24 protein-coding genes and 1 tRNA gene are annotated in these 25,947 nt (G+C 68.1%); 21 read left to right on the top strand and 4 right to left on the bottom strand.

What is annotated here, in order from left to right; translation table 11 throughout:
- Nucleotides 1-2: 2 nt before the first annotated feature.
- The 10 genes from LF41_RS04070 (at nucleotide 3) to LF41_RS04025 (ending at nucleotide 8,196) form a co-directional block, all read left to right on the top strand.
- A complete protein-coding gene (locus tag LF41_RS04070) occupies nucleotides 3-365 on the top strand; it encodes an STAS domain-containing protein (RefSeq protein ID WP_036166294.1) in 363 nt (120 codons plus the stop codon).
- The gene (locus LF41_RS04065; RefSeq protein ID WP_036166291.1) at nucleotides 362-781 is read left to right on the top strand and encodes an anti-sigma regulatory factor; all 420 of its coding nucleotides are present in this window, start codon (nucleotides 362-364) and stop codon (nucleotides 779-781) included. Before LF41_RS04070 ends, LF41_RS04065 begins: the two co-directional genes overlap by 4 nt.
- On the top strand, nucleotides 781-1,794 hold the full coding sequence (locus tag LF41_RS04060) for an ATP-binding protein (protein ID WP_052116136.1): 1,014 nt from the start codon (nucleotides 781-783) through the stop codon (nucleotides 1,792-1,794). Before LF41_RS04065 ends, LF41_RS04060 begins: the two co-directional genes overlap by 1 nt.
- The gene (locus LF41_RS04055; protein ID WP_152599880.1) at nucleotides 1,791-2,669 is read left to right on the top strand and encodes a sensor histidine kinase; all 879 of its coding nucleotides are present in this window, start codon (nucleotides 1,791-1,793) and stop codon (nucleotides 2,667-2,669) included. The genes LF41_RS04060 and LF41_RS04055 overlap by 4 nt, the downstream gene beginning before the upstream one ends.
- Nucleotides 2,662-4,608 (top strand): response regulator, encoded by a 1,947-nt coding sequence (locus tag LF41_RS04050; protein ID WP_237577633.1) that lies wholly within the window; start codon nucleotides 2,662-2,664, stop codon nucleotides 4,606-4,608. The genes LF41_RS04055 and LF41_RS04050 overlap by 8 nt, the downstream gene beginning before the upstream one ends.
- 146 nt (nucleotides 4,609-4,754) lie before the next feature.
- Nucleotides 4,755-5,333, top strand: coding sequence for an anthranilate synthase component II (locus tag LF41_RS04045; protein ID WP_036166287.1), 579 nt, complete (start codon nucleotides 4,755-4,757; stop codon nucleotides 5,331-5,333).
- Between the two features lie 2 nt (nucleotides 5,334-5,335).
- A complete protein-coding gene (gene trpD / locus LF41_RS04040; RefSeq protein ID WP_036166282.1) occupies nucleotides 5,336-6,376 on the top strand; it encodes an anthranilate phosphoribosyltransferase in 1,041 nt (346 codons plus the stop codon).
- Nucleotides 6,376-6,717, top strand: coding sequence for an antibiotic biosynthesis monooxygenase family protein (locus tag LF41_RS04035; protein ID WP_036166279.1), 342 nt, complete (start codon nucleotides 6,376-6,378; stop codon nucleotides 6,715-6,717). The genes trpD and LF41_RS04035 overlap by 1 nt, the downstream gene beginning before the upstream one ends.
- A gap of 1 nt (nucleotide 6,718) precedes the next feature.
- On the top strand, nucleotides 6,719-7,507 hold the full coding sequence (gene trpC / locus LF41_RS04030) for an indole-3-glycerol phosphate synthase TrpC (RefSeq protein WP_036166277.1): 789 nt from the start codon (nucleotides 6,719-6,721) through the stop codon (nucleotides 7,505-7,507).
- Nucleotides 7,504-8,196, top strand: a complete 693-nt coding sequence (locus LF41_RS04025) for a haloacid dehalogenase-like hydrolase (protein WP_036166274.1) — start codon at nucleotides 7,504-7,506, stop codon at nucleotides 8,194-8,196. Before trpC ends, LF41_RS04025 begins: the two co-directional genes overlap by 4 nt.
- Here the strand turns inward: LF41_RS04025 and LF41_RS16005 are convergent.
- Nucleotides 8,193-8,648 carry a GNAT family N-acetyltransferase gene (locus tag LF41_RS16005; protein WP_052116119.1) on the bottom strand — a complete coding sequence of 152 codons (456 nt, stop codon included), beginning with the start codon at nucleotides 8,646-8,648 and terminating at the stop codon, nucleotides 8,193-8,195. The two genes, LF41_RS04025 and LF41_RS16005, sit on opposite strands and share 4 nt — an antisense overlap.
- 2 nt (nucleotides 8,649-8,650) lie before the next feature.
- Nucleotides 8,651-9,340, bottom strand: coding sequence for a cAMP-activated global transcriptional regulator CRP (crp, locus tag LF41_RS04015; RefSeq protein WP_036166271.1), 690 nt, complete (start codon nucleotides 9,338-9,340; stop codon nucleotides 8,651-8,653).
- A gap of 187 nt (nucleotides 9,341-9,527) precedes the next feature.
- Between crp and speD the strand changes: the two genes are divergently transcribed.
- On the top strand, nucleotides 9,528-10,319 hold the full coding sequence (gene speD, locus LF41_RS04010) for an adenosylmethionine decarboxylase (protein WP_036166268.1): 792 nt from the start codon (nucleotides 9,528-9,530) through the stop codon (nucleotides 10,317-10,319).
- 32 nt (nucleotides 10,320-10,351) lie between these two features.
- On the opposite strand, the gene coq7 is transcribed toward speD, so the two are convergent.
- A complete protein-coding gene (gene coq7, locus LF41_RS04005) occupies nucleotides 10,352-10,990 on the bottom strand; it encodes a 2-polyprenyl-3-methyl-6-methoxy-1,4-benzoquinone monooxygenase (protein WP_425599467.1) in 639 nt (212 codons plus the stop codon).
- Nucleotides 10,991-11,230: 240 nt separating this feature from the next.
- Between coq7 and LF41_RS04000 the strand changes: the two genes are divergently transcribed.
- The 9 genes from LF41_RS04000 (at nucleotide 11,231) to maiA (ending at nucleotide 24,141) form a co-directional block, all read left to right on the top strand.
- Nucleotides 11,231-18,898, top strand: coding sequence for a hypothetical protein (locus LF41_RS04000; RefSeq protein WP_036166262.1), 7,668 nt, complete (start codon nucleotides 11,231-11,233; stop codon nucleotides 18,896-18,898).
- A 140-nt stretch (nucleotides 18,899-19,038) separates the two neighbouring features.
- Nucleotides 19,039-20,223, top strand: a complete 1,185-nt coding sequence (locus LF41_RS03995; RefSeq protein ID WP_237577625.1) for a TIGR03032 family protein — start codon at nucleotides 19,039-19,041, stop codon at nucleotides 20,221-20,223.
- Nucleotides 20,220-20,651, top strand: coding sequence for an EF-hand domain-containing protein (locus tag LF41_RS03990; RefSeq protein ID WP_036166260.1), 432 nt, complete (start codon nucleotides 20,220-20,222; stop codon nucleotides 20,649-20,651). Before LF41_RS03995 ends, LF41_RS03990 begins: the two co-directional genes overlap by 4 nt.
- 13 nt (nucleotides 20,652-20,664) lie before the next feature.
- Nucleotides 20,665-21,216: a hypothetical protein gene (locus LF41_RS03985; RefSeq protein ID WP_036166258.1), complete on the top strand. Its 552-nt coding sequence runs from the start codon at nucleotides 20,665-20,667 to the stop codon at nucleotides 21,214-21,216.
- Nucleotides 21,217-21,349: 133 nt separating this feature from the next.
- Entirely contained in the window at nucleotides 21,350-21,778 is a 429-nt protein-coding gene (gene rplM, locus LF41_RS03980) for a 50S ribosomal protein L13 (protein WP_036166255.1), read from the top strand.
- Nucleotides 21,779-21,787: 9 nt separating this feature from the next.
- Complete coding sequence (rpsI, locus tag LF41_RS03975; protein WP_036166252.1) at nucleotides 21,788-22,180, top strand: 30S ribosomal protein S9; 393 nt, start codon at nucleotides 21,788-21,790, stop codon at nucleotides 22,178-22,180.
- Nucleotides 22,181-22,233: 53 nt separating this feature from the next.
- A tRNA-Gln gene (locus LF41_RS03970) sits at nucleotides 22,234-22,308 on the top strand.
- A gap of 82 nt (nucleotides 22,309-22,390) precedes the next feature.
- On the top strand, nucleotides 22,391-23,383 hold the full coding sequence (locus LF41_RS03965; RefSeq protein ID WP_036166249.1) for a fumarylacetoacetate hydrolase family protein: 993 nt from the start codon (nucleotides 22,391-22,393) through the stop codon (nucleotides 23,381-23,383).
- An 86-nt stretch (nucleotides 23,384-23,469) separates the two neighbouring features.
- On the top strand, nucleotides 23,470-24,141 hold the full coding sequence (gene maiA, locus LF41_RS03960; RefSeq protein WP_036166246.1) for a maleylacetoacetate isomerase: 672 nt from the start codon (nucleotides 23,470-23,472) through the stop codon (nucleotides 24,139-24,141).
- Nucleotides 24,142-24,196: 55 nt separating this feature from the next.
- On the opposite strand, the gene LF41_RS03955 is transcribed toward maiA, so the two are convergent.
- Entirely contained in the window at nucleotides 24,197-25,303 is a 1,107-nt protein-coding gene (locus LF41_RS03955; protein WP_036166243.1) for a PilT/PilU family type 4a pilus ATPase, read from the bottom strand.
- Nucleotides 25,304-25,461: 158 nt separating this feature from the next.
- Between LF41_RS03955 and LF41_RS16405 the strand changes: the two genes are divergently transcribed.
- The coding region (locus tag LF41_RS16405) for a DUF4398 domain-containing protein (protein ID WP_052116118.1) at nucleotides 25,462-25,947 on the top strand (486 nt) is incomplete at its 3' end.

Here is a 25,947-nt window from a genome sequence, read left to right as displayed (position 1 = left end):
GCATGGAACGCATCCCCATCCTGCGCATGGGCGAGTTCCTGCTCGTCACCATCCAGGTCGACATGCACGACCAGCTCGCGCTGACGCTGCAGGACGACCTGGCCGAGCGGATCCGCAAGACCAGCGCCAAGGGCGTGATGATCGACATCTCCGCACTGGAGATCGTCGACTCGTTCATCGGCCGCATGATCAGCACCATCGCCGGCGTGGCGCGCATCATGGATGCCGAGACGGTGCTCGTCGGCATGCAGCCGGCGGTGGCGATCACGTTGGTGGAACTCGGGCTCTCGCTGCCCGGCGTGACCACCGCGCTCGACGCCGAGCGCGGCATGGCGCGGCTGCGCAAGAAAATGAGCGCCGCATGACCTCCTTCGCAGGCGGCACCCTCGACAGCGGTACCCAGGCGGTGCAGGTCGAACAGGACGTCGTCGTCGCGCGCCAGACCGTGCGCAAGCTCGCCACGCAATGCGGCATGCGCCTGGTCGACCAGACCAAGTTGATCACCGCGGCCAGCGAACTGGCGCGCAACACCGTGATCTACGGCGGCGGCGGGCACATGGATTGGTCGGTGGTCGAGAAGGGCGTGCGCAAGGGACTGCGCCTGCTGTTCCGCGACGAGGGCCCGGGCATCCCCGACCTGAAGCTGGCGATGTCGGATGGCTGGACCTCGGGCAACGGGCTCGGCCTCGGGCTGTCCGGCGCGAAGCGCCTGGTCGACGAATTCGACATCGACACGGCGGCGGGCCGCGGCACGCGCATCACGTTGGTGAAGTGGGCCTGATGCAGGCCCTGCACGCCGGCGGCATGGTGCACGCCGTGCCCATCGACGATGCCTCGCGCGTCGGGCAGGCGCGCCGGCTCGCGACGCAGATCGCGCACGACATCGGCTTCGACCATGACGACACCGGCCGTGTCGCACTGGTCGCCACCGAGTTGTCGACGAACATCCTCAAGCATGCGCAACGCGGCGAGTTGCAGATCCAGGCGATCACGAACGACGGCGGCCGCGGCATCGAGCTGATCGCGGTCGACCAGGGGCCCGGCTTCGATTTCACCGCGTGCCTGCACGACGGCATGTCCACGACGGGCACGCAGGGCATCGGCCTGGGCGCGGTGACGCGGCAGGCCCAGGTGGTCGACATGTTCGCCGACGCTCGCGGCGCCGTGGTGATGGCGCGCCTGCATCCGCGCCAGCGTGCGCAACGCGACCTGCGTTATGGCGCGAGCCAGCGCGCCTACGGCGGCGAGCCGGTGTGCGGCGATGGATGGGCCGTGTCGTACAACGGCGCGTCCCGCATCGCGATGGTCGTCGATGGCCTCGGCCATGGCATCGCCGCGCATGACGCTGCCGTGGCGGCGATCCGCGGGTTCGTCGAAGACCATGCGGGAGATCCGGTGTCTTCGATGGATCAACTGCATTCGGCGATGTCGGGCACGCGCGGCGGCGCGGTGGCGGTCGCGAAGTTCGACGATGGCCCGCGCAACCTGCGCTTCGCCGGCATCGGCAACATTTCCGCCGCGCTGCATTCGCTGGAAGGCTCGCGCGGGCTCGCCTCCCACCCGGGCATCGTCGGCGCGCAGTATCGCGGTGCACGCGCGTTCGACTTCCCCGACGCGGGCGGCAAGCTGCTCATCCTCCACAGCGATGGGTTGCAGACGCGCTGGAGCCTGTCCGATTACCCGGGCCTGGCCCTGCGGCATCCGGCGGTGGTCGCCGCCGTGCTGCTGCGCGATTTCGACCGCGGCCGCGACGACGCCACCGTCCTCGCGCTGGCCCTCGGAGACCGCCGATGACGCACGTGGAAACGCCGATGGACGACAGGATCGAAACCGAGCGCCTGCGCGTGGAGAACGCGAGCCTGCGCGCGGAACTCGACGAGACCAACCAGGGCGTGCTCGCGCTCTACGCCGAACTCGACACGCAGGCCGAACAACTGCGCGAAGCCTCCGAGCTCAAGAGCCGTTTCCTGTCGTACATGAGCCACGAGTTCCGCACGCCGCTGGGGTCCATCCTCAGCATGACGCGCCTGCTCCACGACGAGCTCGATGGCCCGCTCAGTGGTGAGCAACACCAGCAGGTGCAGTTCATCAGCACGGCTGCGCGCGAGCTCGCCGACATGGTCGACGATCTACTCGATCTGGCGAAGATCGAGGCCGGGCGCGTGACGATTTCGCCCGGCTGGTTCGAGATGGTCGACCTGTTCTCCGCGTTGCGCGGCATGTTCCGGCCGATCGTCGAAGAAGCGGGCGTGGATCTCGTATTCGAGGAACCCGTCGGCATGCCCGCGATGTACACCGACGACAAGAAGGTCGCGCAGATCCTGCGCAACTACATTTCCAACGCGCTGAAATTCACCCCGAAGGGCCACGTGCGCGTTGGCGCGGTATGCGTCGACGACAAATGGGCGCGCTTCAGCGTCACCGATACCGGCATCGGCATCCCGCAGGACATGCAGGCGCAGTTGTTCCAGGACTTCGCGCAGGTCGACGGGCCGCAGCAGCGCCGCGTGCGCGGCACCGGCTTGGGGCTGTCCTTGTGCAAGCGCTTCGCCGAGTTGCTTGGCGGTACGGTGGGCATGCGCAGCGAAGTCGGCGCCGGTTCGGAATTCTGGGTGTGCTTGCCGCTGCGGCTCGAAGCCGATGCGCCGACGGAGAACGCCGATGGTTGAGGCCCCGATGCCGACGATCCTCATCGTCGACGACAACGCCGCGACGCGCTACGCGATGCGCCGCGTGGTGGAGCGCCAGCAATGGCGCGTGCTGGAAGCGGCGACGGGCGAGGACGGCCTGGCCGCGCTTCGCACCGCGCGCGTCGACGTACTCGTGCTCGACGTCAACCTGCCCGACATGACCGGCTTCGATCTCGCCCGCCGCCTGCGCGAAGAAGACAGCCATCGGCTGCTACCGATCGTGCACGTCACCGCCGCGTCCATCCACACGAAGGACATGATCGCGGGCCTGGAGAGCGGCGCGGACTCGTACCTGATCCATCCCGTCGACCCGGGCGTGCTGGTCGCGACCTTGCGCGCGCTGCTGCGCGTACGCAACGCCGAAGACGCCCTGCGCACGAGCGAGCAGCGGCAGCGGGACATCCTGCAGAACGTCGCAGCACCCATCGCCGTGGTGGACGCCGCCCTGCGCGTGCACGAGCGCAACGCCGCCTTCGATGCCCTGCATGGGGGCGACGAACATCTTGCGTCGCGCCTGGCGCCCGGGCAGGACGTGGCGCTCGCGCAATTGCGCGAACACGTGCAGCGCGGCGAACGCTGGCACGGCGCACTCGCGACGGTGGCGGGCGATTCGGTGCGCGAACTGGAATGGCGCGTCGTCCCTTACGGCAACGGCCAGGGCCTCGTGTTCGTCGAGGACGTCACCCGGCACCGCGTGCGCGAGCGGCAGCAGAACGAACGCCTGCAATCGGCGCGTTCGCAGCTGGCCGAAGCGATCTCGGCGCGCGCGGCCACCGAGGAAGCGCTGGTGCAATCGCAGAAGATGGATGCGCTCGGCCAGCTCACCGGCGGCATCGCGCACGACTTCAACAACCTGTTGACCAGCATCATCACCTCGCTCGGGCTGCTCACGGATGAAGCGGCGGAAGGCCGCACGCAAGCCGTGCGCCAATACGCCGACACTGCGCTGGACGCTGCGCGCCGCGCCGCCTCGCTCACGCACCGGCTGCTCGCGTTCGCGCGCCGGCAACCGCTGGATGCGCGCACGGTGGACATCAATGCGCGCATCACGTCGCTGGAAGAACTGCTGCGGCGGACCATCGGCGAGCGCATCGCGCTGGACATCACGCTCGATGCCGATGCGGCGATCGCCCGCGTCGACGCGGGACAACTCGAGAACACGATCCTCAACCTCGTCGTGAACGCACGCGATGCGCTGCCCGGCGGCGGCACCATCCGCATCGGCACGCGCGTGCCCGACGACGCGCCGGAGTTCGTCGAAGTCTTCGTGCAGGATGACGGCACCGGCATTCCAGAAGACGTGTTGCAGAAAGTCTTCGAGCCGTTCTTCACCACCAAGCCGCTGGGGCAGGGCACGGGCCTGGGCCTGTCGATGACCTACGGGTTCGCGCGCCAGAGCGGCGGGGATGTGCGCATCGCGAGCACGCCGGGCGTGGGCACGACGATTTCGTTGCTGCTGCCCGTCGGCGATGCGGCGCACGTCGAGCATGCGAGCGGCACGGCATCGGCGAGCGCGCCCGTCTCCGGCGACGGTCAACGCATCCTCATCGTCGAGGATGCCGACTCGGTGCGCGAGCTCACCGCGACCTTGCTGTCGCTGTCCGGTTATCGCTGCCTGCAGGCGCCGGATGTCGAACGCGCGCTCACCTTGTTGCGCTCGGACGAGCGCATCGACCTGCTGCTCACCGACGTCGGCCTCCCCGGCATGGACGGCCGCGAACTCGCGCGCGCCGCCCGCATCGCCCGCCCCGCGCTGCCGGTGTTGTTCATCACCGGCTACACGCCGCATTCGCTCGAGCTGCGCCAATTCCTCAGCCAGGGCATGGACATGATGACCAAGCCGTACGATGCACAGGCGCTGCTCGCCCGCATCGCCGGCATGCTGGCGGCCATGGAGGCGCCTGCCGGGGTGGCGTGAGAACGCGCGCGTCGGTGTACGGGGCGTTGCCGAGGGCGCCTGCGTGACGCCCCGATCGGCGACAGGGCATCATGGGCGTCCACCGCGGCCCCCACGCGCCCGGCTTTTCACGGAAAAGCCTTTGGCCACAGGAAGTTAGCCCTGTCATGCTGTTGATGATCGACAACTACGACAGCTTCACCTTCAACCTCGTGCAGTACCTGCAGACGTTGGGGGCGGAAGTCCAGGTCGTACGCAACGATGCGATGTCCGTCGAGCAGATCGAGAAACTCGCGCCGGAACGCATCATGATTTCGCCGGGGCCGGGGACGCCGCACGATGCGGGCGTATCGCTCGACGTGATCCGCGAGCTCGGCCCGCGCATCCCGGTATTCGGCGTGTGCCTCGGGCACCAGACGCTCGGGCAGGTGTACGGCGGCGACGTCGTGCGCGCCAAGACGATCATGCACGGCAAGACCTCGCGGATCCGGCATGAAGGCCAGGGCGTGTTCGCCGGGTTGCCCGACGGGTACGAAGCCACGCGCTATCACTCGCTGGTCGTCGCGAAGGACACGTTGCCCGAGTGCCTGGAAATCACGGCGTGGACCGAAGACGCCGACGGTGGCTTCGACGAGATCATGGGCCTGCGCCATCGCGCGCATCCGGTGGAAGGCGTGCAGTTCCACCCCGAGTCCATCCTCACCGAGCACGGCCACGCGCTGCTGCGCAATTTCCTGGAGCGTTGACGATGGCCATCACGCCGCAGGAAGCATTGCAGCGGACGATCGAGCATCGCGAGATCTTCCACGACGAAATGGTGGACCTGATGCGCGCGATCATGCGCGGCGAGGTGTCGCCGACGATGACGGCGGCCATCCTCACCGGCCTGCGCGTCAAGAAGGAAACCGTCGGCGAGATCGCCGGCGCGGCGAGCGTGCTGCGCGAGTTCGCGCGCCCGGTGCCGGTGCGCGATCGCACGCACATGGTCGACATCGTCGGCACGGGCGGCGACGGCGCGCACACGTTCAACATTTCCACCGCGTCGATGTTCGTCGTCGCCGCGGCCGGCGCGCGCGTGGCCAAGCACGGCAACCGGAGCGTGTCGTCGAAGTCGGGCAGCGCCGACGTGCTCGAGGCGCTCGGCGTGCAGATCGAACTGGCGCCCGACGCGGTCGCCGAGTGCATCGAACGCACCGGCATCGGTTTCATGTTCGCGCCCGTGCACCATCCGGCGATGAAGGTCGTCGCGCCGGTGCGCAAGGAAATGGGCGTGCGCACGATGTTCAACATCCTCGGCCCGCTCACCAATCCGGCCGATGCGCCGAACATCCTGATGGGCGTGTTCCATCCCGACCTCGTCGGCATCCAGGTGCGCGTGCTGCAGGAGCTCGGTGCGCAGCGCGCGCTGGTGGTGTGGGGCCGCGACGGCATGGACGAGCTCTCGCTCGGCGCGGGCACGCTGGTCGGCGAATTGCGCGACGGCGTCGTGCGCGAGTACGACGTGCATCCGGAGGATTTCGGCATCGCGATGGCGGCCTCGCGCAACCTGCGCGTCAACGACGCGGCCGAATCGAAGGTGATGCTGCTCGCCGCGCTGGAGGACATGCCGGGATTGCCGCGCGAGATCGTCGCGCTCAACGCGGGCGCGGCGTTGTATGTCGCCGGCAAGGCCGAATCGCTGGAAGCGGGCATCGCGCTCGCGCGGCGCACCATCGCTTCGGGCGCGGCGCGCGCGAAGCTCGACGAATTCATTTCGGCCACGCGGACGCTGGCCGGCGTGGCTGCCTGATGCACGCCGGATTCGCCAGGCTCCCCGAACCGCCGTATTACGCGGTGATCTTCTCGTCGCTGCGCAACGGCGACGATGAAGCGGGCTACGCGGCGGCCGCCGATCGCATGCTGGAACTCGCCGCCACGCAACCGGGCTACCTCGGTGCGGAAAGCACGCGCGGCAGCGACGGGTTCGGAATCACGGTCTCGTACTGGGCCAGCGAGGCGGCGATCGCCGCGTGGAAGCACCATGCCGAACACGCCGCCACCCGCAATCATGGCCGCAAGTTCTGGTACGAGCATTTCGAACTGCGCGTGGCGAAGGTCGAGCGCGCGTACGGCAAGCCGACGAAGGGATGAGATGAAGGACGTGTTGCACACAATCCTCGCGCGCAAGGCCGAGGAAGTCGCCGAACGCAAACTGGCGCGGCCACTCGAAGCGGTGCGTCAGGCCGCGCTCGCGATGCCCGAACCGCGCGGCTTCGCGCAGGCGTTGCGGGCCAAGCGCATGCAGGACTTGCCGGCCGTGATCGCCGAAGTGAAGAAGGCCAGCCCGTCGAAAGGCCTGATCCGCGCGGACTTCGACCCGGCGGCCATCGCGCGCAGCTACGAAGCTGGCGGCGCCGCCTGCCTGTCCGTGCTGACCGACGTCGATTATTTCCAGGGCAGCGATGCGTTCCTGCAGCAGGCGCGCGAGGCGTGTTCGCTCCCGGTGTTGCGCAAGGACTTCACGATCGACGAATACCAGGTCTACGAGTCGCGTGCGCTCGGCGCGGACTGCATCCTGCTGATCGTCGCCGCGCTGGACGACCTGCGCCTGGCCGATCTCACGGTGCGCGCAATGGAGCTGGGCATGGACGTGCTCGTCGAAGTGCACGACCTCGACGAACTCGAACGCGCGTTGCAGGTGCCCGCGCCCTTGCTGGGCGTGAACAATCGCAACCTGCGCACGTTCGACGTTTCGCTCGACACCACGCTGGCGCTGCGCGACGCCGTGCCGGCCGATCGCATCCTCGTCACCGAAAGCGGCATCGCCACGCGCGCCGACGTGCAGCGCATGCGCGAGGCGTCGGTGAATGCCTTCCTCGTCGGCGAAACCTTCATGCGCGCGGCCGATCCAGGCGCCGCCTTGCGCGAGTTGTTCGCATGACCGACGCCCCCCTGGTCGTCTTCGATTTCGACCACACGCTGTACGACGGCGATTCCGGCGGCCATCTCGTGCTGTGGCTGCTCAAGCGCAGTTGGCCGCGGCGCATCGCCGCGCTGCTGGCCACCCCTTTGTTGTTGCCGTTGGTGGCGTTCCTGCCGACGCGGCGGTTCGGGATTTCCGGCTACTTGTGGATCGGCACGTTGGGTCTGCACGAGCGCCGCGCGCTCGACGCGCTGATCGATCAGTACGTCGCGCACGATGCGGAGCGCATCCGCTCGCGCCTGTTGCCGAAGGCGCTGGCGGTGCTGCAGCGGCACCGGGACGCGGGCGATCGCGTGCTCGTCGCCACCGGCGCGCCGCCGGAGCTGGCGCGCGCGATCCTCGACTTCGTGGCGCACAAGGATCTGCCGGTGATCGGCAGCGTGTCGCGTCCGTTCCTCGGCGGGCTCGTGACACGCGACCACTGCCACCACGAGAACAAGATGCGCATGGTGCGCGCGGCGGGTTACGGACCGATCGAAGTCGCGTATTCCGACAGCGCGGCGGACTTGCCGTTGTTGCTGGCGGCGCGCGCGCCGGTCGTGGTGAACCCGAAGGCGGGGCGCGTGGAGATGTTCCGCAAGGTGTTGCCGCCGGGGACGCCGATCCTCAACTGGGGATGCGTCGAGCGTGCCGGCGACCCGGTCTAATCGCCGAGCAGCTTGACGAAGTGGCGCGAGCCGTCGGTGTAGCCGCATGCGTGGTAGAAGGCATGCGCGCCGGTGCGCGTGGGATTGCTGGTGACTTCCAGGCGCACCGCGCCGTTGCGGCGGGCGAGCGTTTCCATTTCGCGCAGCAACCGGCGGCCGATGCCGTGGCCGTGGCAATCCTGCGCGACGACCAGCGCGGTGAGGCGCGCGACGTCCGCGCCCCGCGTGAGCGAGTAATTCAGTTGCATCGCGGCCAGGCCCGCCGGTTCGCCATCGCGTTCGGCGAGCACCAGGAATTGCCGGGCTTCTTCACGGAAGTGCGCGACCCGCGCCTTCGCCTCGGCCTTCGTGCACGGATACCCGAGGGCTTCGAGCAGGTCGGCCACCGCGTCGGCGTCGCCCGGCTCGACGCCGCGCACCCGCAAGGTCATGGCGGATGCGTCGGCGGTCATGCTCAGCGCGTTCCGTAGAGCACGACGGTCTTGCCGCGGGCGTGCAGCTTGCCCTCGGTTTCCAGCTTCTTCAGCACGCGGCCGGCCATTTCGCGCGAGCAGCCGACCAGGCGGGCGAGCTCCTGGCGCGAGACGCGCAACTGCGTGCCTTGCGGATGGCTCATCGATTCGGGCTCGCGGGCCAGGTCGTGGAGCGTGCGCACGATGCGGTCGGTGACGTCGAGGAAGGCCAGGCGGCCGGCCTTGCGGCTGGTGTCGAGCAGGCGGCGGGAGAGCTGCGCGCCGATCATGTAGAGGATCTTGGGCGCATCGTTGACCAGCGGGCCGAGCAGCAGCTGGTACAGGCGCTCGTAACTGATTTCCGCCAGCTCGCACGGGGTGCGCGTGCGCAGGGCGACTTCGCGCTTCTCGGTTTCGATGAACAGGCCCATCTCGCCGACGAACTCGCCGGTGCCGAGGTAACCGAGGACCAGCTCACGGCCGTCGTCTTCCTCGGTGATGATGCTCACCGAGCCGTTGACCACGTAATAGAGCGTGCCGGCCGGATCGCCCGGGCGGAACACGTCGGTGCGCGTGGGATAGCGGCGGCGGTGGCATTGCGCGAGGAAGCGCTCGAGCGTCTGGGCGTCGGGCGCGAGGGGGCTGGTGGCGCGTCGGAGCGGGGTGGAGTGCAACGGGTAGGTTGGGCTCATGGGCGCGGTCAGGGGATCCGGGTGGTTGGAGCTTGGTGTGGAACAGGGGGATCGCCGCAGCTTAGGCCCAATTCCGGAGCAGCGGTAGATACGTGCACGCCACGCGATGCCGCTTCCGGGCCGCATGCCGCATAATCGCGCCCCTCGACGGCACCCCCTCGCCGTGCACCACCCAAGGACTCGACCGATGGTCAAGCCGCTGCCGCGCCTCAAGCTCCAGGGCTTCAACAACCTCACCAAGGCGCTGTCGTTCAACATCTACGACGTCTGCTACGCGGTGTCGGAAGAGCAGCGCCAGCGCTACATCGAATACATCGACGAGGAATACAACGCCGACCGCCTCACGCAGATCCTCACGGACGTGGCGGAGATCATCGGCGCCAACATCCTCAACGTGGCCCGCCAGGACTACGACCCGCAGGGCGCGTCGGTCACCATCCTGATCAGCGAACAGCCGGTCGTGGAGAAGTCGCTCGCCAAGGGCGTGATCTCCGAGGCGGTGGTCGCGCACATGGACAAGTCGCACATCACGGTGCACACGTATCCGGAAACCCATCCGGACAACGGCATCGCGACCTTCCGCGCCGACATCGACGTGGCCACCTGCGGCGTGATTTCCCCGCTGAAGGCCCTGAACTACCTCATCGAGAGCCTGGAGTCGGACATCGTGGTAATGGACTACCGCGTGCGCGGCTTCACCCGCGACATCAAGGGCCGCAAGCATTACATCGACCACAAGATCAACTCGATCCAGGACTACCTGGCCAAGAACGTGAAGTCGCGCTACGAGATGCTCGACGTCAACGTCTACCAGGAAAACATCTTCCACACGAAGATGCACCTGAAGGAGTTCGACCTCGACAACTACCTGTTCGAGGAAAAGGCCAAGAACCTCTCGTTCAAGGAGCGCATGAAGATCGAAGCGCGCCTCAAGCGCGAGATCGAAGAGCTCTACCACGGTCGCAACCTGACCGAGTGAGCGACGAAGGCCGGCGAAAGCCGGCCTTCTGCCTAGATGCGGTAGGCGATCGCCTTCATCAGGTTCGACGCCGCCGCCATCATCGTCGGCACCGGCTGCGGCAACACGCGCGCGCCTTGCGCCTGCGCATGGTCCGCGTGCCGCGCTTCGTCGGCCTTCATCGTTTCCAGGATCGCGCGGCTGCGCAGGTCGGCGGCGGGCAGCCGCTCGAGGTGTTCGTGCAGGTGGGCTTCCACCTGGCGCTCGGTTTCGACCACGAAGCCCAGGTTCCAGCCGTCGCCGCGCAGCCCGGCGAGCACGCCGATGGCATAGCTGCCGGCGTACCACACCGGGTTGAGCAGGCTGGGGCGTGCGTCGAGTTCGGAAAGGCGGTCGGCGCACCAGGCCAGGTGGTCGGTTTCCTCCGCGGCGGCCGCCAGCAGCGCCTGGCGCGTGACCGGATCGCGGGCCACGGCGGCCTGGCCGACGTAGAGCGCCTGCGCGCAGACCTCGCCGACATGGTTGATCCGCATCAGCCCGGCGGCGTGCCGGCGCTCCTCGTCTTCGAGGACCACTTCGGCCGTGTCGCCGGCCGGGTTGCCGCGCGCGGCGTCGGGCCGGCCGAACACGGTGGACAGCGCGTTCTGGGCGTCGATGAGGAAGCGGTCGAGCGGGCTGATTTCACGCGGCATGGCCGGAAGTCTACGCATCCTTCGTAAGCAAGATCGGGGCGATCTCGTTTCCCGGGGGTCTTCAGGTCACTGAATGTCCACTCCCGGTAACGTGATCGGCGTCCTATTCCAATCGTGAGGGTATTCACTTTAGACTCGGCTGAACTGAGTCCGAACCGAGACTCAGGTCACAGGGGTTGGAGCCGGGGGGCACCGCAGGACGCGGTTCCAGGGCTTCCGTAAAACAATCAGGGGAACATCTTGAAGAACGATCGCACCCGTGCGAGCCGCAAGGCCGCCCGTCGCTACAACGTTTCGCCCGTTGCGCGCGCCGTCCGCTCCGTCCTCACCCTCTCGACCGCCGCCCTGCTGTTCTCGGGCACCGGCGCGGTCCTCGCGAAATCGCCGGTCCTCGCGCCGCTCCCCGTCGAGCGCGTCGGTCTGTCGCATGAATTCGCGAAGGTCGTCGACCTGACCCGCGTCGCGGACGAATGGACGCCCAAGAGCGTCGTCGATGAAGAATTCCAGTCCCTCGCCGCGCCCATCGGCGCGAGCGAAGCGACGATGTTCGCTGCCGGCGCGCAGCCGGAAAGCCTGGGCGTGGTGGACGATCCGACGATCCTGCCGGGCTCCTTCCATCCGGGCCCGGGTGGCGTGAGCGGCGGCGACGACGCGGTGCTCGTCAACATCGGCACCGGTGGCAACTGGACGATGGTCGACGGCTACGCGCCGGCGCCGGTGGTGTCCAACACGGGGTTTGCCGATGGCGCGTTCTTCGGCACGGCCGATTCGGTTACGGTGCGCAACTACTGGGATGGCCTGAGCGTCACCGGTTACACCTGGGCCGCCGGCATCGAAGTGGAATCCGGCGACGAAGGCCTGATCGGCAGCTACGACGCGATCACCGCGACGGCGACCGGTGTCGACGGTGTCGCCTTCGGCCTGTATGTCTACGGCGCCAACAAGGCCGGCGCGGCGAACTCCTCCGCGATCAACGCCTACGGCGACGGTGCGCTCGCCGATGCCTTCGGCATGTACGCCTTCTCGCCGTACGGCGATGCCTACACGATCAACGTCGGTTCGATCCACGTCGCCGCCGACGACACCGCCGTGGGCGGTTCCTCGGTCGCGCTGGCCGGCTACGCCGCCAACGAAAATCGCGCCGGCGCCACCATCGACGTGACGGGCTTCGACGCCACGGGCCTGTACGCCGCGTCGCTGTACGGCACTGCCGTCAACCTCAACGCAGGAACGATCACCGTCGCCGGCGTCGACGCCACGGGCCTGGAGTCGTATTCGGTCTACGGCAACGCGTTCGCCCAGAACGACGGCACGCTGAAGGTCGACGGCGACTTCGCGCAGGGCGCGTGGGCCCACTCGGCCTATGGCAGCGCCACGACCACCAACGGCGCGACCGGCTCGGTCAACGCCAACGGCTATTACGGCGCAGCCGGCCTGATCGCGGGCGCGTACAACGGCACGGCCACGATCACCAACGCAGGCAACGCCAGCGCCAGCTCGGCGGCGGGCATCGCGCGCGGCGCGTTCGCCTACGGCGACGTCGCCATCGTGGACAACAGCGGCGCGCTCAGCGCCGACGGCTTCACGCAGGCCATCGGCATCGACGCCGAAGGCAATCGCAGCGTCGATGTCGTCAACAGCGGTTCGGTCGTCGCCACGTCCAACGGCGACGCGTTCGGCGTGTGGGCGACGAGCTACGGCGACACCACCGTCGTCAACACGGCGTCGGGCAGCATCGACGTCGACGCCATCAACGGCATCGCCTACGGCATCTACGCCGGCGGCTACGACGCGTACGTCCGCAACTGGGCGACGGTCGACGTCTCCTCGACCTACGGCGATGCCATCGGCATCGGCGTGGCCGGCGTGTACGCCTTCGCCGAGAACGACAGCCTGGTCAATGCCACCGGCGGCACCGCCGGCGTCGGCATGCTCGGCTACGGCGTCGTGACCTCCGACCTGGTCAACGGCGGCACGATCAACGCCACCGCGACGGGCACCGGCGCATTTGCCGCGGGCGTCCTGTCGATCGGCGACGGCGCGAGCGCGCTGAACACCGGCACGATCACCGCCACCGGCGCGTTCGCCACGGGCATCGACGTGCGCGGTACGACCTCGGGCGAAGCGATCAACGACAACACCGTGCATGCCTACGGCGGCGACGTCACCGGCATCAGCGTCTCGGCGATGGGTCAGGGCGGCAACGCCAATGTCGTGAACTACGGCAACGTCACGGCCGAGGGCGACCTGTTCGCCGTCGGCGCGGCGGCCATCGCGCGCGGCTACCTCGGCAACGCGAGCATCTACAACGGCGGCAACGTCTACGCCGGCGCGAAGTACGGCGCCGCGCAGGGCCTCGTGGCCTCGGCGGACATCGCCGCGTCCATCGACAACCAGGGCCAGCTCATCACCGTCGGCGGAGACTCGGCCTACGGCATGCTCGCGCTCACGGCCGATGGCGACATCAACGTCACCAATGGCGGCCAGATGGCCACCGTCGCGATGAACCGCGGTTACGGCATCGCCTACGGCATCGCCACCCAGTCGAACAACGGCCTGATCTCGATCACCAACGACGGCCTGATGGTCACCGTCGGCGAAGGCACGGCGATGGGTGTCTACGCCGCGACGAAGTGGAACGACGTCGAGATCGAGAACAACGGCCAGATGCAGGCCGTCGCCAAGTACGGCGCGGCGACGGGCGCGATCGCGATCACCTACACGGGCGACGCGAACGTCTCCAACTCCGAGTACGGGCAGGTGCTCGTCCAGGGCGCGTACGCGGCCTCGGGCCTGCGCGCGATCTCGCTGTACGGCGATGCGAACGTCACCAACGACGGCGACATCGAAACGATGGGCGGCGTGCTCGACCGCGGCATCACCTCGCGCGCCTTCTACGGCGGTACCGCGACCATCACCAACAACGGCACCATCACCACCGACGGCGGCTACAGCTCGTACGGCGTGTGGGCGCGTTCGGGCGCCGGCGATGCGGTCGTGCACAACAACGGCGCGATCGTCTCGACCTCCGACTACGGCGTCGCCTACGGCGCGCTGGCCGGTGGCGCGTACGCGATCAGCATCGAGAACACCGGCGACATCCGCGCCTACGCGGGCGACACCGCCGCCGGCGTGCTCGCCTATTCGCTGGGCGGCGATGCCACCGTCACCAACACCGACACCGGCTACCTGCTCGGCGTGTCCAACAACGCCGCGTACGGCGCGCAGGTCATCGGCGCGGTCTCGGCGACGCTGACCAACGACGGCACGATCGTCGCCAGCGGTTACAACCTCGCCGACGCGGTCTTCGCCTCGGGCGCCACGGTATACGTGAGCAACACCGGTTCGCTGTCGGCCGATGCCGACGGCTGGGCGGCGGGCGTCGAAGCGACCGGCGGCGACATCGAGCTGGTGTCGCACACCGGCGCCGACATCACCGCGTACGCCTACTCCGGCCGCGCGACCGGCATGTTCGCCAGCGCCGACAACGACGCCACCGTGCGCAACGGCGGCGACCTCGACGCTTCGTCGTACTCCGGCGATGCGTATGGTCTGTTCGCGCAGGCCGACGGCAATGCGATCCTCACCAACGGTGGCGCGCTCACCGCGACCTCCGTCCAGGGCAATGCCTTCGGCATGGCCGGCGTGGGTTACAACGCCGACCTCAGCCAGAGCGCGACGATCACCGTCAGTGGCAACGGAACGGCCGTCGGCATCGAAGGCGTCGGCTACGCGCACGCCAACATCGTCAACAACGGCGACGTGGACGTGACGGCCGCCTCCGGCATCGCCGCGGGCCTGTACACCTACTCGGTGCACGACACGCGCCAGGTCAACAACGGCACGATCGACGTGCACGCCACCAGCGGCCGCGCGTTCGGCATGTACGCCTACGGCTTCGACGACGTCGAAGTGCTCAACTTCGCCGGCCGCTCGATCGATTCGTCGGTCGACAACGGCACGGCGTACGGCATGTTCGGCTACGGCGCGCGCACGATCCTGACCAACGACGGCTCGGTCACCGCCACCGCCAACAGCGGCCAGGCGATCGGCCTGCTCGGCATCGGTTACGAAACCAGCAACGTCACCAACACCGCCACCGGCTCGATCGTCGCCAGCGGCACCAGCGCGTTCGGCCTGATCGCCTCGGGCGACGTGACCACGGCGACCAACGCCGGCGCCATCACGGTGCACGGCGGCGACGTCGGCGTCGCGCTGCAGGGCGTCGGGATGTACGACGGCAGCACGGTGTCGATCGACAACACCGGCACGCTGTACGCGAACGTCAACAACAAGTACGGCACCTCCGCGGGCATCGTCGGCAGCGCCGGCGGCGACGTGGACATCACCAACGGCGGCTCGGTCGAAGCGCACAACGGGCGCGTCGCCACCGGCGTCGTGGGCTACTCGGAATACGGCAACGTCACCATCGGCAACACCGGCGACATCGCCGCGTACGGCGGCTTCTTCAACGGCCGCGGCGTCGGTATCGACGCGACGACCTACGACGGCGACATCGCGATCGACAGCGATGGTTCGATCCTCGCCACCGGCAAGTACGCGTCGGGCATCAACGCCATCGCCGATGGCGGCGACGTCACGGTCGTCAACGGCGGCGCAATCACGGCCGCCACGCTCGGCCGCCAGGGCCTGGGCATCCTCGCCACGTCGTACGACGGCGCGGTGTCGGTCACCAACAGCGGCACGATCGATGTCGGCGTCGGTTCCCCGGTCACCGGCGCGATGGTGATGGGCGTGGTCGCCGGTTCCGAATACGGCGATGCGTCGATCCACAATCTCGCGGGCGCGACGGTCACGGCGAACAACGAATACGGCATGGCCGGTGGCCTGTACGGCTACGGTGCGCACCTCACGATCGACAACGGCGGCGACGTCCTCGTCACCGGCGGCCCGGCCGCGGTGGGCGTGGCGTTCGACGCGCTCGATGCCACGATCGTCAACACCGGTTCGATCACCGTCTCGCAGCTCGGCGGCAGCAACACGCCCCCGCCGCTCGCCGTCGAGGAAGGCAACGGCATCGGCATCGCCGGGTTCGTCGCCGAAGGCGGCCTGGCGCACGTCACCAACGACGGTGCGATCAGCGTCACCGCGCACGACGTGGCCCTGGGCATCCAGGTCATGGGCGACGGCGACATCCTCATCGACGGCACCGGCACGATCTCCGTGGTCTCTTCGTACGCCGAAGCCATCGGCATCGAGGCGCGCGGCCCCAACGTCGACGTCACCAACGGCGGTACGACGCAGGTCACGGGCTACGCCTTCGCAGCGGGCATCGAAGGCAGCGGCGATGTCGTGAACGCCGGCAACACCGGCCACATGATGGTCAACGTGACCGGCATGGAGCAGGACGCGGTCGGCATCGCGGTCCTCGCCTCGACCACCGCCGACATCGACAACCAGGGCGACCTCACGGTCACCGCGGCCAGTGGCGATGCGTACGGCGCGTCGGCGTACAGCGACACGGGCGTGGCGAGCATCGGCAACGGCGGTTCGATTGCCGTGACCGCCAACTACGATGCGGTTGCGATCTTCGCGCTCGGCGCCACCGCCAACGTCGACAACACCGGCGACATCACGGCCACCGCGGGTTCGCATGCGATCGGCCTGTTCGCCAACGGCGACACGGTCGACGCGTTCAATGGTGGCCACGCCACGGCGACGGCCACGGGCGCGGACGGCATGGCCTACGGCGCGCGCGTCTCCGGCGAAGACGTGACCTTCGGCAACGACGGCACGCTGTCCGCCTTCGCGGAAGGCGACGGCGGCATCGCCATCGGCGCCCTGGCGGCCGGCGGCACGCTGCACGCCGACAACGGCGGCCACATCACCGCCACGTCGGAAGGCGCGGGCGGCCTGGCCATCGGCTTCGGTGCGTACGCGGGCGGCGACCTGTTCGCTTCCAACGGCGGCGAGATCTATGCGATCGCCTACAACGGCGCCGCGATCGGTGCGATCGCCGGTTCCTACGACGGCGGCAACGTCACCTTCGGCAACAGCGGCACCATCGCCGCGCACGCCGCGGGCGAAACCATCGGCCTGCGCGTCGGCGGCGATGCCGATGCGACGGTGACCAACAGCGGCACGATCGGCGCGATCCACGCCGACTACGCCGTCGCGCTGAGCCTGGATGTCTTCGGCAACGCCACGGTCAACAACACCGGCGACATCGTCGCGCAGGCGTCGGAAGAGGGCAGCATCGCGATCCACGGCGGCGACGGCTTCGACCTGGTCACCAACAGCGGCGACATCGTCGGCGCGCTGGTGACGGGCGCGGGCAACGACCGCCTGACGAATGCGGCCGGCGGCACGTGGACCGTGCGCGGCCACGCGACCGACTTCGGCGACGGCGACGATGCCATCGTCAATGCCGGCACGATCGTCCTGCACGACGCGGGCATCGGCCTGGGCGGCAACAGCGCGACGGGCAACAGCTTCGCCAACACCGGCACCCTCTCGATCCTCGGCGACAGCACGATCGACATGGGTACGGGCAGCAGCGTGGTCACGCTGACGGCCAATCCGGCCGCGGCGCCGATCGCGGTACTCAACCCGGTCGCCTTCACCAACAACGGCACGATCAGCTTCCTCGACGGCGCGCCGGACGACACGCTCACCATCCACGGCGATTTCGCCGGCCAGGGTGCGCTGAACGTCGACGTCTCGCTGCTCAACGGGGCGAGCGACATGCTCTACGTCGACGGCAACTTCGCCAACAACGCGGTGCAGTCGCTCAACATCAACGTGCTCGACATGCTGACCGGCGCGACGGAGATCGACATCCCGGTCGTCGTGGTCACGGGCGAATCGCAGGCGAACAACGTGCGCGCGGGCAGCATCATCGCCGGCAACGTGAACTTCAACGCGAACAACTTCCTCGACCTGAAGGTCGCCGTGAACCCGCACATCACCGCGGCCAACGGTGCGGTCGACATGTTCTCGCTGACGCTCGGCTTCGGCGGCCTGAACGACACCGGTGCGCTCGCCACGGCGATCGTCCCCGGCGCGCACAGCCTGATGGCGGCGCAGGTCGGCACGTTCCGCCAGCGCATGGGCGTGTTCTCGCAGCTGGGCGACAGCGACAAGGGCGCGTGGGTGCGCGTGTTCGGCGACAAGGGCACGATCAACCCCGAAGCGCAGCTGGACAACCTGCCGGCCTCGAGCAACTTCGCCTTCGACCAGACCAACCAGGGTGTCGAAGCGGGTTACAACGCGCTGATCACCGACGGCTTCTACATCGGCGCCAGCCTGTCGAAGTCGCGCGGCAAACAGGATCTGGCGAACGGCTTCGGCGACGACGACATCGACGGCACGACGCTCGGCGGCTACCTCACCTGGCTCGGCCAGAACGGCATGTACGCCGACGTGTCGTACCGCTGGATGCATTTCGACGCCGACATGACCTCGCTGGGCGGCGTGCGTGAAGTCGGCGGCGATGCCGGCGCCTTCAACGCCGAGCTGGGCTGGAATATCTGGACCTCGGCCGGCGGCCTGAAGCTGGTGCCGCAGGTGCAGTACACGCGCACCACCGTCGAGAACGTGGACCGCATCGAGGGCGACCTGGCGGACTTCGTGTCCGACGGCGGCACCTCCTCGCGCGCCCGCCTCGGCCTGGAAATGGAGCAGACCTTCGACTCGGCCTCGGGCACGAAGTGGACGCCGTACGGCGTGCTGAGCATCGTGCGCGAATTCGACGGCGAGACCAGCTTCACCGTCGCCGATACGTTCACCGGCCGCACCACCACGGAAGGCACGAGCGGCCAGGTGGAGTTCGGCGTGAACGCGAAGATCGGCCAGCGCGTCGACGTGTGGGGCGGCCTGAACTACATGGACGGCGGCGCCATCGACGGCGTGTGGGGCGGCCAGGTCGGCATCCGCTACACCTGGTAATCGGATCGGTGTCCCGGCGGCGAGCGCCGCCGGGACCCATTCAGCGATCCACGCGGCAAACCTGAAGCACGAAGCGCTGGCTCCCGGCGCGGAAATCCGTTCAACTGTCCCGCTGGGGCAGGGGACATCTGGAGAAGTTCGTGGCAAGCAGCAAGAAGACGCCCGGCGGGCAGGTACCCGTCGAGCAGAGCGCCGAAGTCGCGCAAGCGCAGGCGCCCGCCGCCGAAGCGGCCGGGAAGGCGGACAAGGCACCGCTGGACCTCACCAAACTCAAGGTCGAGAAGAGCTGCTCGCGCGGCCTGGCCACATGGCTGGCCAGCAATCGCGTGTCGCTGGCGATCTCCTCCTACCAGACAGGCCGCGTGTACCTGGTGGGCAGCGACCCGCAGGGCCGCGTGTCGTTCTTCGAGCGCATCTTCGAACGCGCGATGGGCATCGTCGGGAACGCGCAGCGCATCTACCTCGGCGGCCTGTACCAGTTGTGGCGCTTCGAGAACGTGCTGCGCCAGAACGAAACCATCCACGGCAAGTTCGACAAGTGCTACGTGCCGCGCAACGCGCAGACGATCGGCGACCTCGACATCCACGAGCTCGGCATCCGCAGCGACGGCCGCGTGGTATTCGTCAACACGAAGTACTCGTGCCTGGCCGAATTGAGCACGACGCACAGCTTCAAGCCGATCTGGAAGCCGGCCTTCATCAGCAAGCTCGCACCGGAAGACCGTTGCCACCTCAACGGCCTGGCGATGGTGGACGGCAAGCCGAAGTACGTCACCGCGGTGTGCAAGTCCGACGCCGTCGACGGTTGGCGCGACCGCCGCATGAACGGCGGCGTGGTGATCGATGTCGAGACCGACGAGATCGTCTGCGAAGGCCTGTCGATGCCGCACAGCCCGCGTTGGGCGAACGGCAAGTTGTGGGTGCTCAACGCCGGCACCGGTCACCTGGGTTACGTCGATTTCGCGACGAAGTCCTTCGTGCCGACGGCGTGGTTCCCGGGCTTCCTGCGCGGCTTGTCGATCGTCGGCAACGTCGCGGCCGTGGGTCTGTCGAAGCCGCGCAACCAGCGCTTCGAAGGCCTGCAGCTGGATGAAGAACTGAAGAAGCGCGATGCCGAACCGTGGTGCGGCGTGCAGATCGTGAACCTGTCCAACGGCGACGTGGTCAACTGGATCCGCTTCGAAGGCGACATCAGCGAGATCTTCGACATCAGCTTCCTGCCGAATGTCGTCAACCCGATGATGATCGGCCTGCGCACCGCGGAGATCCGCGAGCTGATCACCTTCGAACCCGAAGCGCAGGCGCAGCCGGAGGCGATGGCATGAACCGCACGATGCTCCTCGCGCTCGCACTGATCGCCACCGCGCCCGCGTTCGCGCAGCAGCAGGCCGCCAGGCCCGCCGGCGCGCAGGGCGGCCCCGACGCGACGTTCGCCGCATGGGACAAGGACGGCAACGGCACGTTGTCGAAGGACGAATTCCGCGCCGGCTGGATGGCCACGCGCGACGACCTCGCGCTGCGCCGCCTGCACACCGAGTTCGCGCGTCATGACGCGGACAAGAGCGGCAAGCTCGAAGCCGCCGAATACGCCAACCTCGCGCTCGTGCAGCGCGCCGGCAAGTCGGCGCCGATGATGACGGCCTTCGACAAGAACAAGGACGGCGGGCTGCAGTTCGCCGAGTACATCGATTTCATCAAGGTCGCCGGCGCGCAGCAGCAACCGCCGCGCGCGGCCGCGCCGAAAGCGAAGTAAGGGGAACACCGAGATGTCGTATTCGATCGTTCCCACCTGGCGCGCCATCACGCCGGAGCTGCAAGCCGAACTCGCGGAGTTCTGGATTTCCAACAAGGCGATCCTCGATCCCGAACGCGCGAAGCTCCGCGCGCAGCAGGCCGTGTGCGTGTTGCGCGACGCCGACGGCGTGCTGTGCGGCGTGGCCACCGCGTTCCTGCAGATCCGCCCGCGCCTGCGCCAGCCGATGTACTACTTCCGCCAGTTCATCGCGCCGGCCCATCGCGGCCAGCAGCAGGCGCTGCCGATGTTCAAGGCCGCGTGCGAGATCCTGGAAGCGGCCGATCGCGAGCAGCCGCGGGCCCTGGGCGTGCTGATGGAAGTCGAGAATCCGGGCCTGGCCCGCGTGTTCTCCGGCGTCGTCGGCGCGCGCACGGGCGCGGTGTTCCTCGGCTATTCGCCCCGCGGCCACCAGCTGCGCGCGGTGTATTTCAAGGGCGCCAAGCTGTTCCAGCCCGCCCCGTTGCGCCGTCGCCAGCCGGCGCCGGGCATCGTGAAGGCGCCCGAAAAGGCCCCCGCGGCCTGATTTCCCCGGGGTGAGGGTTGCGGCGCCCGCGGGGCGCCGCTATCATTCCGCCTCTTTTGTTCCGCCCTACATCGCGCGGCAAACTTCCGGCCACCCCGGAACAAGCCCGACCATGTACCCAAACGAGTCACGCATGAAGACCTTTACCGCCAAGAACGAGACCGTCCAGCGCGACTGGTACATCGTCGACGCCGAGGGCAAGACCCTGGGCCGCCTCGCCTCCGAGCTCGCCCGCCGCCTCCGCGGCAAGCACAAGCCCGTCTACACCCCGCACGTCGATACCGGCGATTACCTCGTGGTGATCAACGCCGAGAAGATCCACGTGACCGGCACCAAGCTGCAGGACAAGATGTACTACCGGTTCACCGGCTACATCGGCAACCTCAAGTCCGAGACCCTCGCGCAGGCGCTTGAGCGCCACCCCGAGCGCGTCATCGAGACCGCCGTCAAGGGCATGCTTCCGAAGAACCCGCTGGGCCGTGCGATGTATCGCAAGCTCAAGGTCTACGCTGGCCCGAACCACCCGCATACGGCCCAGCAGCCGCAACCGCTGGACATCTAAGGTAACGACATGGCTATCCAGCAGAATTACGGCACCGGCCGCCGCAAGTCCTCGACCGCCCGCGTGTTCCTGCGCAAGGGCACCGGCAACATCACCATCAACGAGCGCACGATCGAAGACTTCTTCGGCCGCGAAACCGCCCGCATGATCGTGCGCCAGCCGCTCGAGCTCACGCAGTCCACCGACAAGTTCGACGTCGTCGTGACGGTCGAAGGCGGCGGCATCACCGGCCAGGCCGGCGCGATCCGCCTGGGCCTGTCCCGCGCGCTCGTGGAGTACGACGAATCGCTCAAGACCGAGCTGCGCAAGGCGGGCTTCATGACCCGCGACGCGCGCGAAGTCGAGCGCAAGAAGGTCGGCCTCCACAAGGCTCGCCGCGCGACGCAGTTCTCCAAGCGTTGATCCGGCACCGAGCGGATCGCGGTACAATCGCGGTCCGCTCAAGCAGCAGCTACAGCCCCGTCGCCAAGCGGTAAGGCACCTGACTCTGACTCAGGCATTCGGTGGTTCGAATCCATCCGGGGCTGCCATCTTCGAAGAAACCCGCCGCAAGGCGGGTTTTCTTTTTTCCGTACAATGCGCGGCCCACACGTTGTCGGAAGAGCCCCTGCGATGAAGCTCGGTTCCCTCAAGGAAGGCGGCCGCGACGGCACGCTGATCGTCGTCTCGCGCGACCTCACGCGCGGCGTGCGCGCCACCACCGTGGCCCCGACGCTGCAGCGCGCGCTGGAAGACTGGTCCAACGCCGCGCCGCGCCTGAACGCGCTGTACGACGCACTCAACGCCGGCGACGCGCCCGATGCCTTCGACATCGACATGGCCGCGCTCGCCGCGCCCTTGCCCCGCGCCTATGAATTCGTCGACGGCAGCGCGTACCTGCCTCACGTCGAGCGCGTGCGCCGCGCGCGCGGCGCGGAAGTCCCGGAAAGCTTCTACGTCGACCCGCTGATGTACCAGGCGACCAGCGCCGGTTTCCTCGGACCGCGCGATGCGGTGAAGGTCGTCGACGAAGGCTACGGCATCGACCTGGAAGCGGAGATCGTCGTGATCACCGACGACGTGCCGATGGCCGTCTCGCCCGAGCGCGCGGCCACGCACATCCAGTTGATCGGCCTGGTCAACGACGTCTCGCTGCGCAACCTGATTCCCGGCGAGCTCGCCAAGGGCTTCGGCTTCCTGCAGTCCAAGCCGCGCTCGGCGTTGTCGCCGGTGTTCGTGACGCCGGACGAACTGTCCGATGCCTGGCAGTCCAGCAAGGTCCACCTGCCGCTGGTGACGCACGTCAACGGGCAGTGGTTCGGTGCGCCGGAGGCGGGCGTGGACATGCAGTTCGACTTCGCGCAGCTCGTCGCCCACGCGGCGAAGACGCGGCCGCTGTCGGCGGGCACCATCGTGGGTTCGGGCACGATCGCCAACGAGGACACCTCCAAGGGCGCCTCGTGCTTCGCCGAGAAGCGCACCGTGGAAACCCTGGCCAACGGCAAGCCGTCGACGCCTTTCATGTCCTTCGGGGACAACGTGCGCATCGAGATGTTCGACGCGCGGGGCGACTCGATCTTCGGCGCCATCGACCAGCGCATCGAACGTCAGGTGCCGGCCGTCTGAGGCCGCACGCGGGCGGGCTTCCGCGACCGCCCGTGCCAAGCTAATGTGAACGTGCCGCCAGCCGCGGCACGGGGGGAAGGGCGGCAGTGAACGACCGGCTTCGTCTGTATTCGTACTGGCGCTCCAGCGCCGCGTATCGCGTGCGCATCGGCCTGAACCTCAAGGGCCTGCCGTACGAACTGTTCCCCGTGCACCTGCTGCGCGATGGCGGCGACCAGCACAAGCCCGCGTTCCGCACGGCCAATCCCCAGGGGCTGGTGCCCGTGCTGGAGCATGGCCAGCGGATGTTGCGCCAGTCGATGGCGATCCTCGAATACCTCGACGAAGTCTGGCCCGATCCGCCGCTGCTGCCCGCCACCGCGCGCGACCGCCAGCGCGTGCGCGCGCTCGCGCAACTCGTCGCGTGCGACATCCATCCGCTCAACAACCTGCGCGTGCTGCAGTACTTCGAACGCGAATGGCACGTCCCGCAACCCGAGCGCGACGAATGGGTGCGGCACTGGATCTGCGATGGGCTGGATGCCTTCGAGGCGATGCTGCACGACCATCCCTCGACGGGCAGCTTCTGCGACGGCCACGCGCCGACGCTCGCCGACGCGTGCCTGATTCCGCAGCTCTACAACGCCCGCCGCTTCGGCGTGGACATCGCCCGCTTCCCGACGATCGCCCGCATCGAACAAGCGTGCCTCGCGCACCCGGCGTTCGACGAAGCGCGACCCGAGAAGCAACCCGACGCGCCCGAGAAAACCGCGGGTTGAGGAATGAAAAAAGCCCCGCGATGCGGGGCTTTTTGTTGCGCGGATTGCGTCGGACTCAGTGCGTCTCGAACACGTCCGCATACGGGTCGTGCTCGCCGGTGGCGCCTTCGGACAGGCGGAACTTCAGCGCCAGGCCGTCGCGCGAATCCGCGGCGTTGAGTGCGGATTCCTTTTCGATCTTGCCTTCCTTGTAGAGGCGGAACAGGCACTGGTCGAACGATTCCATGCCCGCTTCCAGCGACTCTTCCATCGCCTGCTTCAGCTCGTGCACCTGACCGCGGCGCAGCAGGTCGCGGATCATCGGCGTGTTGATCAGCACTTCGCATGCGGGCATGCGCCGGCCGTCGACGCCGATGACCAGGCGCTGCGAGACCACCGCCTTGAGGTTCAGCGCGAGGTTCATCAGCACGTTCTTGTGCGCGGCCTCGGGGAAGAAGTTGAGGATGCGCTCGATGGTCTGGTCGGCGTTGTTGGAGTGCAGCGTCGCCAGGCAGATGTGGCCGGTTTCGGCGAAGGCGATCGCCGCTTCCATGGTGGTCGCGTCGAGGATTTCGCCGATGAGGATGACGTCGGGCGCCTCGCGCATCGCGTTCTTCAGCGCGTTGTGGAAGGCGTGCGTGTCCAGGCCGACTTCGCGCTGGTTGACGATCGACTTCTTGTGCTTGTGCAGGTATTCGATCGGATCCTCGATGGTGAGGATGTGGCCCGACGAGGTGTTGTTGCGGTGGTCGATCATCGAGGCCAGCGTGGTCGACTTGCCCGAACCGGTGGAGCCCACGATCAGCACCAGGCCGCGCGGGGCCATGATGATTTCCTTGAGCACCTGCGGCAGCTGCAGCTCCTCGATGGACGGGATCACGCTGCGGATCGCGCGGATGACCATGCCCACTTCGCCGCGCTGCTTGAACACGTTCACGCGGAAGCGGCCCGAGTCGGCCAGGGCGATGGCCATGTTGAGCTCGAGGTCGCGCTCGAACTGCGGGACCTGGCCTTCGTCCATCAGCGAATAGGCGATCTTCTTCACCATGCCGGCAGGCAGGCCCGTGTTACCGAGCGGGTACAGCTTGCCTTCGACCTTGATGTACACCGGCGCGCCGGTGGTGAGGAACATGTCGGAGGCGTTCTTCTCCGTCATCAGCTTCAGGAAATAGCCGATGTCCATAGTGCGTACTCTCTCCCTGGGGCGACCGTTTGCGTGCGCGGCGCCGGCTTGACACGATGACGCGCGCTTTATCCCCTAAAGACTCGCACGGCACCCCTCTTATGCGCCCAAGCTTCGCACACTTCACCAGAACGCAACACGTAAGGCTCTGCGGCCTTGTGATCGCAATCGCGTTGTCCGGCTGCGCCAGCGTGCCGCCGCCCACGGGCGAGCTGTCGGGTGCGCAACAGTCGGTGGCGCGCGCGGAGAGCGCCGATGCGGACCAGTACGCAGCGGCTGAACTGGCCTCGGCGCGCAGCGCGCTGGGCGCCGCGCAATCGGCGATGTCGGCCCGCGACGACGACGATGCACGCCGCTTCGCGGTCTCGGCGTCGGCCTGGGGCGACCTCGCATTGGCCCGCAGCCGCGCGGCCACCACGCAGGCGGACTACGACCAGCGCCGCAACGAGATCGCCGGCCTGCGCCAGCGCCTGCAACTCGGCGCGAACGATGAGAGCCCGGCCCTCGCATGGCCCGAGGCTGCGCCGGCGCAGGGGCCCGACATGGCCGCCGCCCTGTCTCAGCGCCTGGTGGCCCTCGATGCCGATGCCCGCCTTCAGGGCATGGCCTCCTACGAGCGGCTGCGCGCGCGCCAGGCTGTCGAC

Source organism: Lysobacter dokdonensis DS-58 (assembly GCF_000770795.1).
GTDB classification, from domain to species: domain Bacteria; phylum Pseudomonadota; class Gammaproteobacteria; order Xanthomonadales; family Xanthomonadaceae; genus Noviluteimonas; species Noviluteimonas dokdonensis.
The sequence above is the reverse complement of the archived record's forward strand: the minus strand, read 5'-3'. Positions and strand labels throughout refer to the sequence as shown.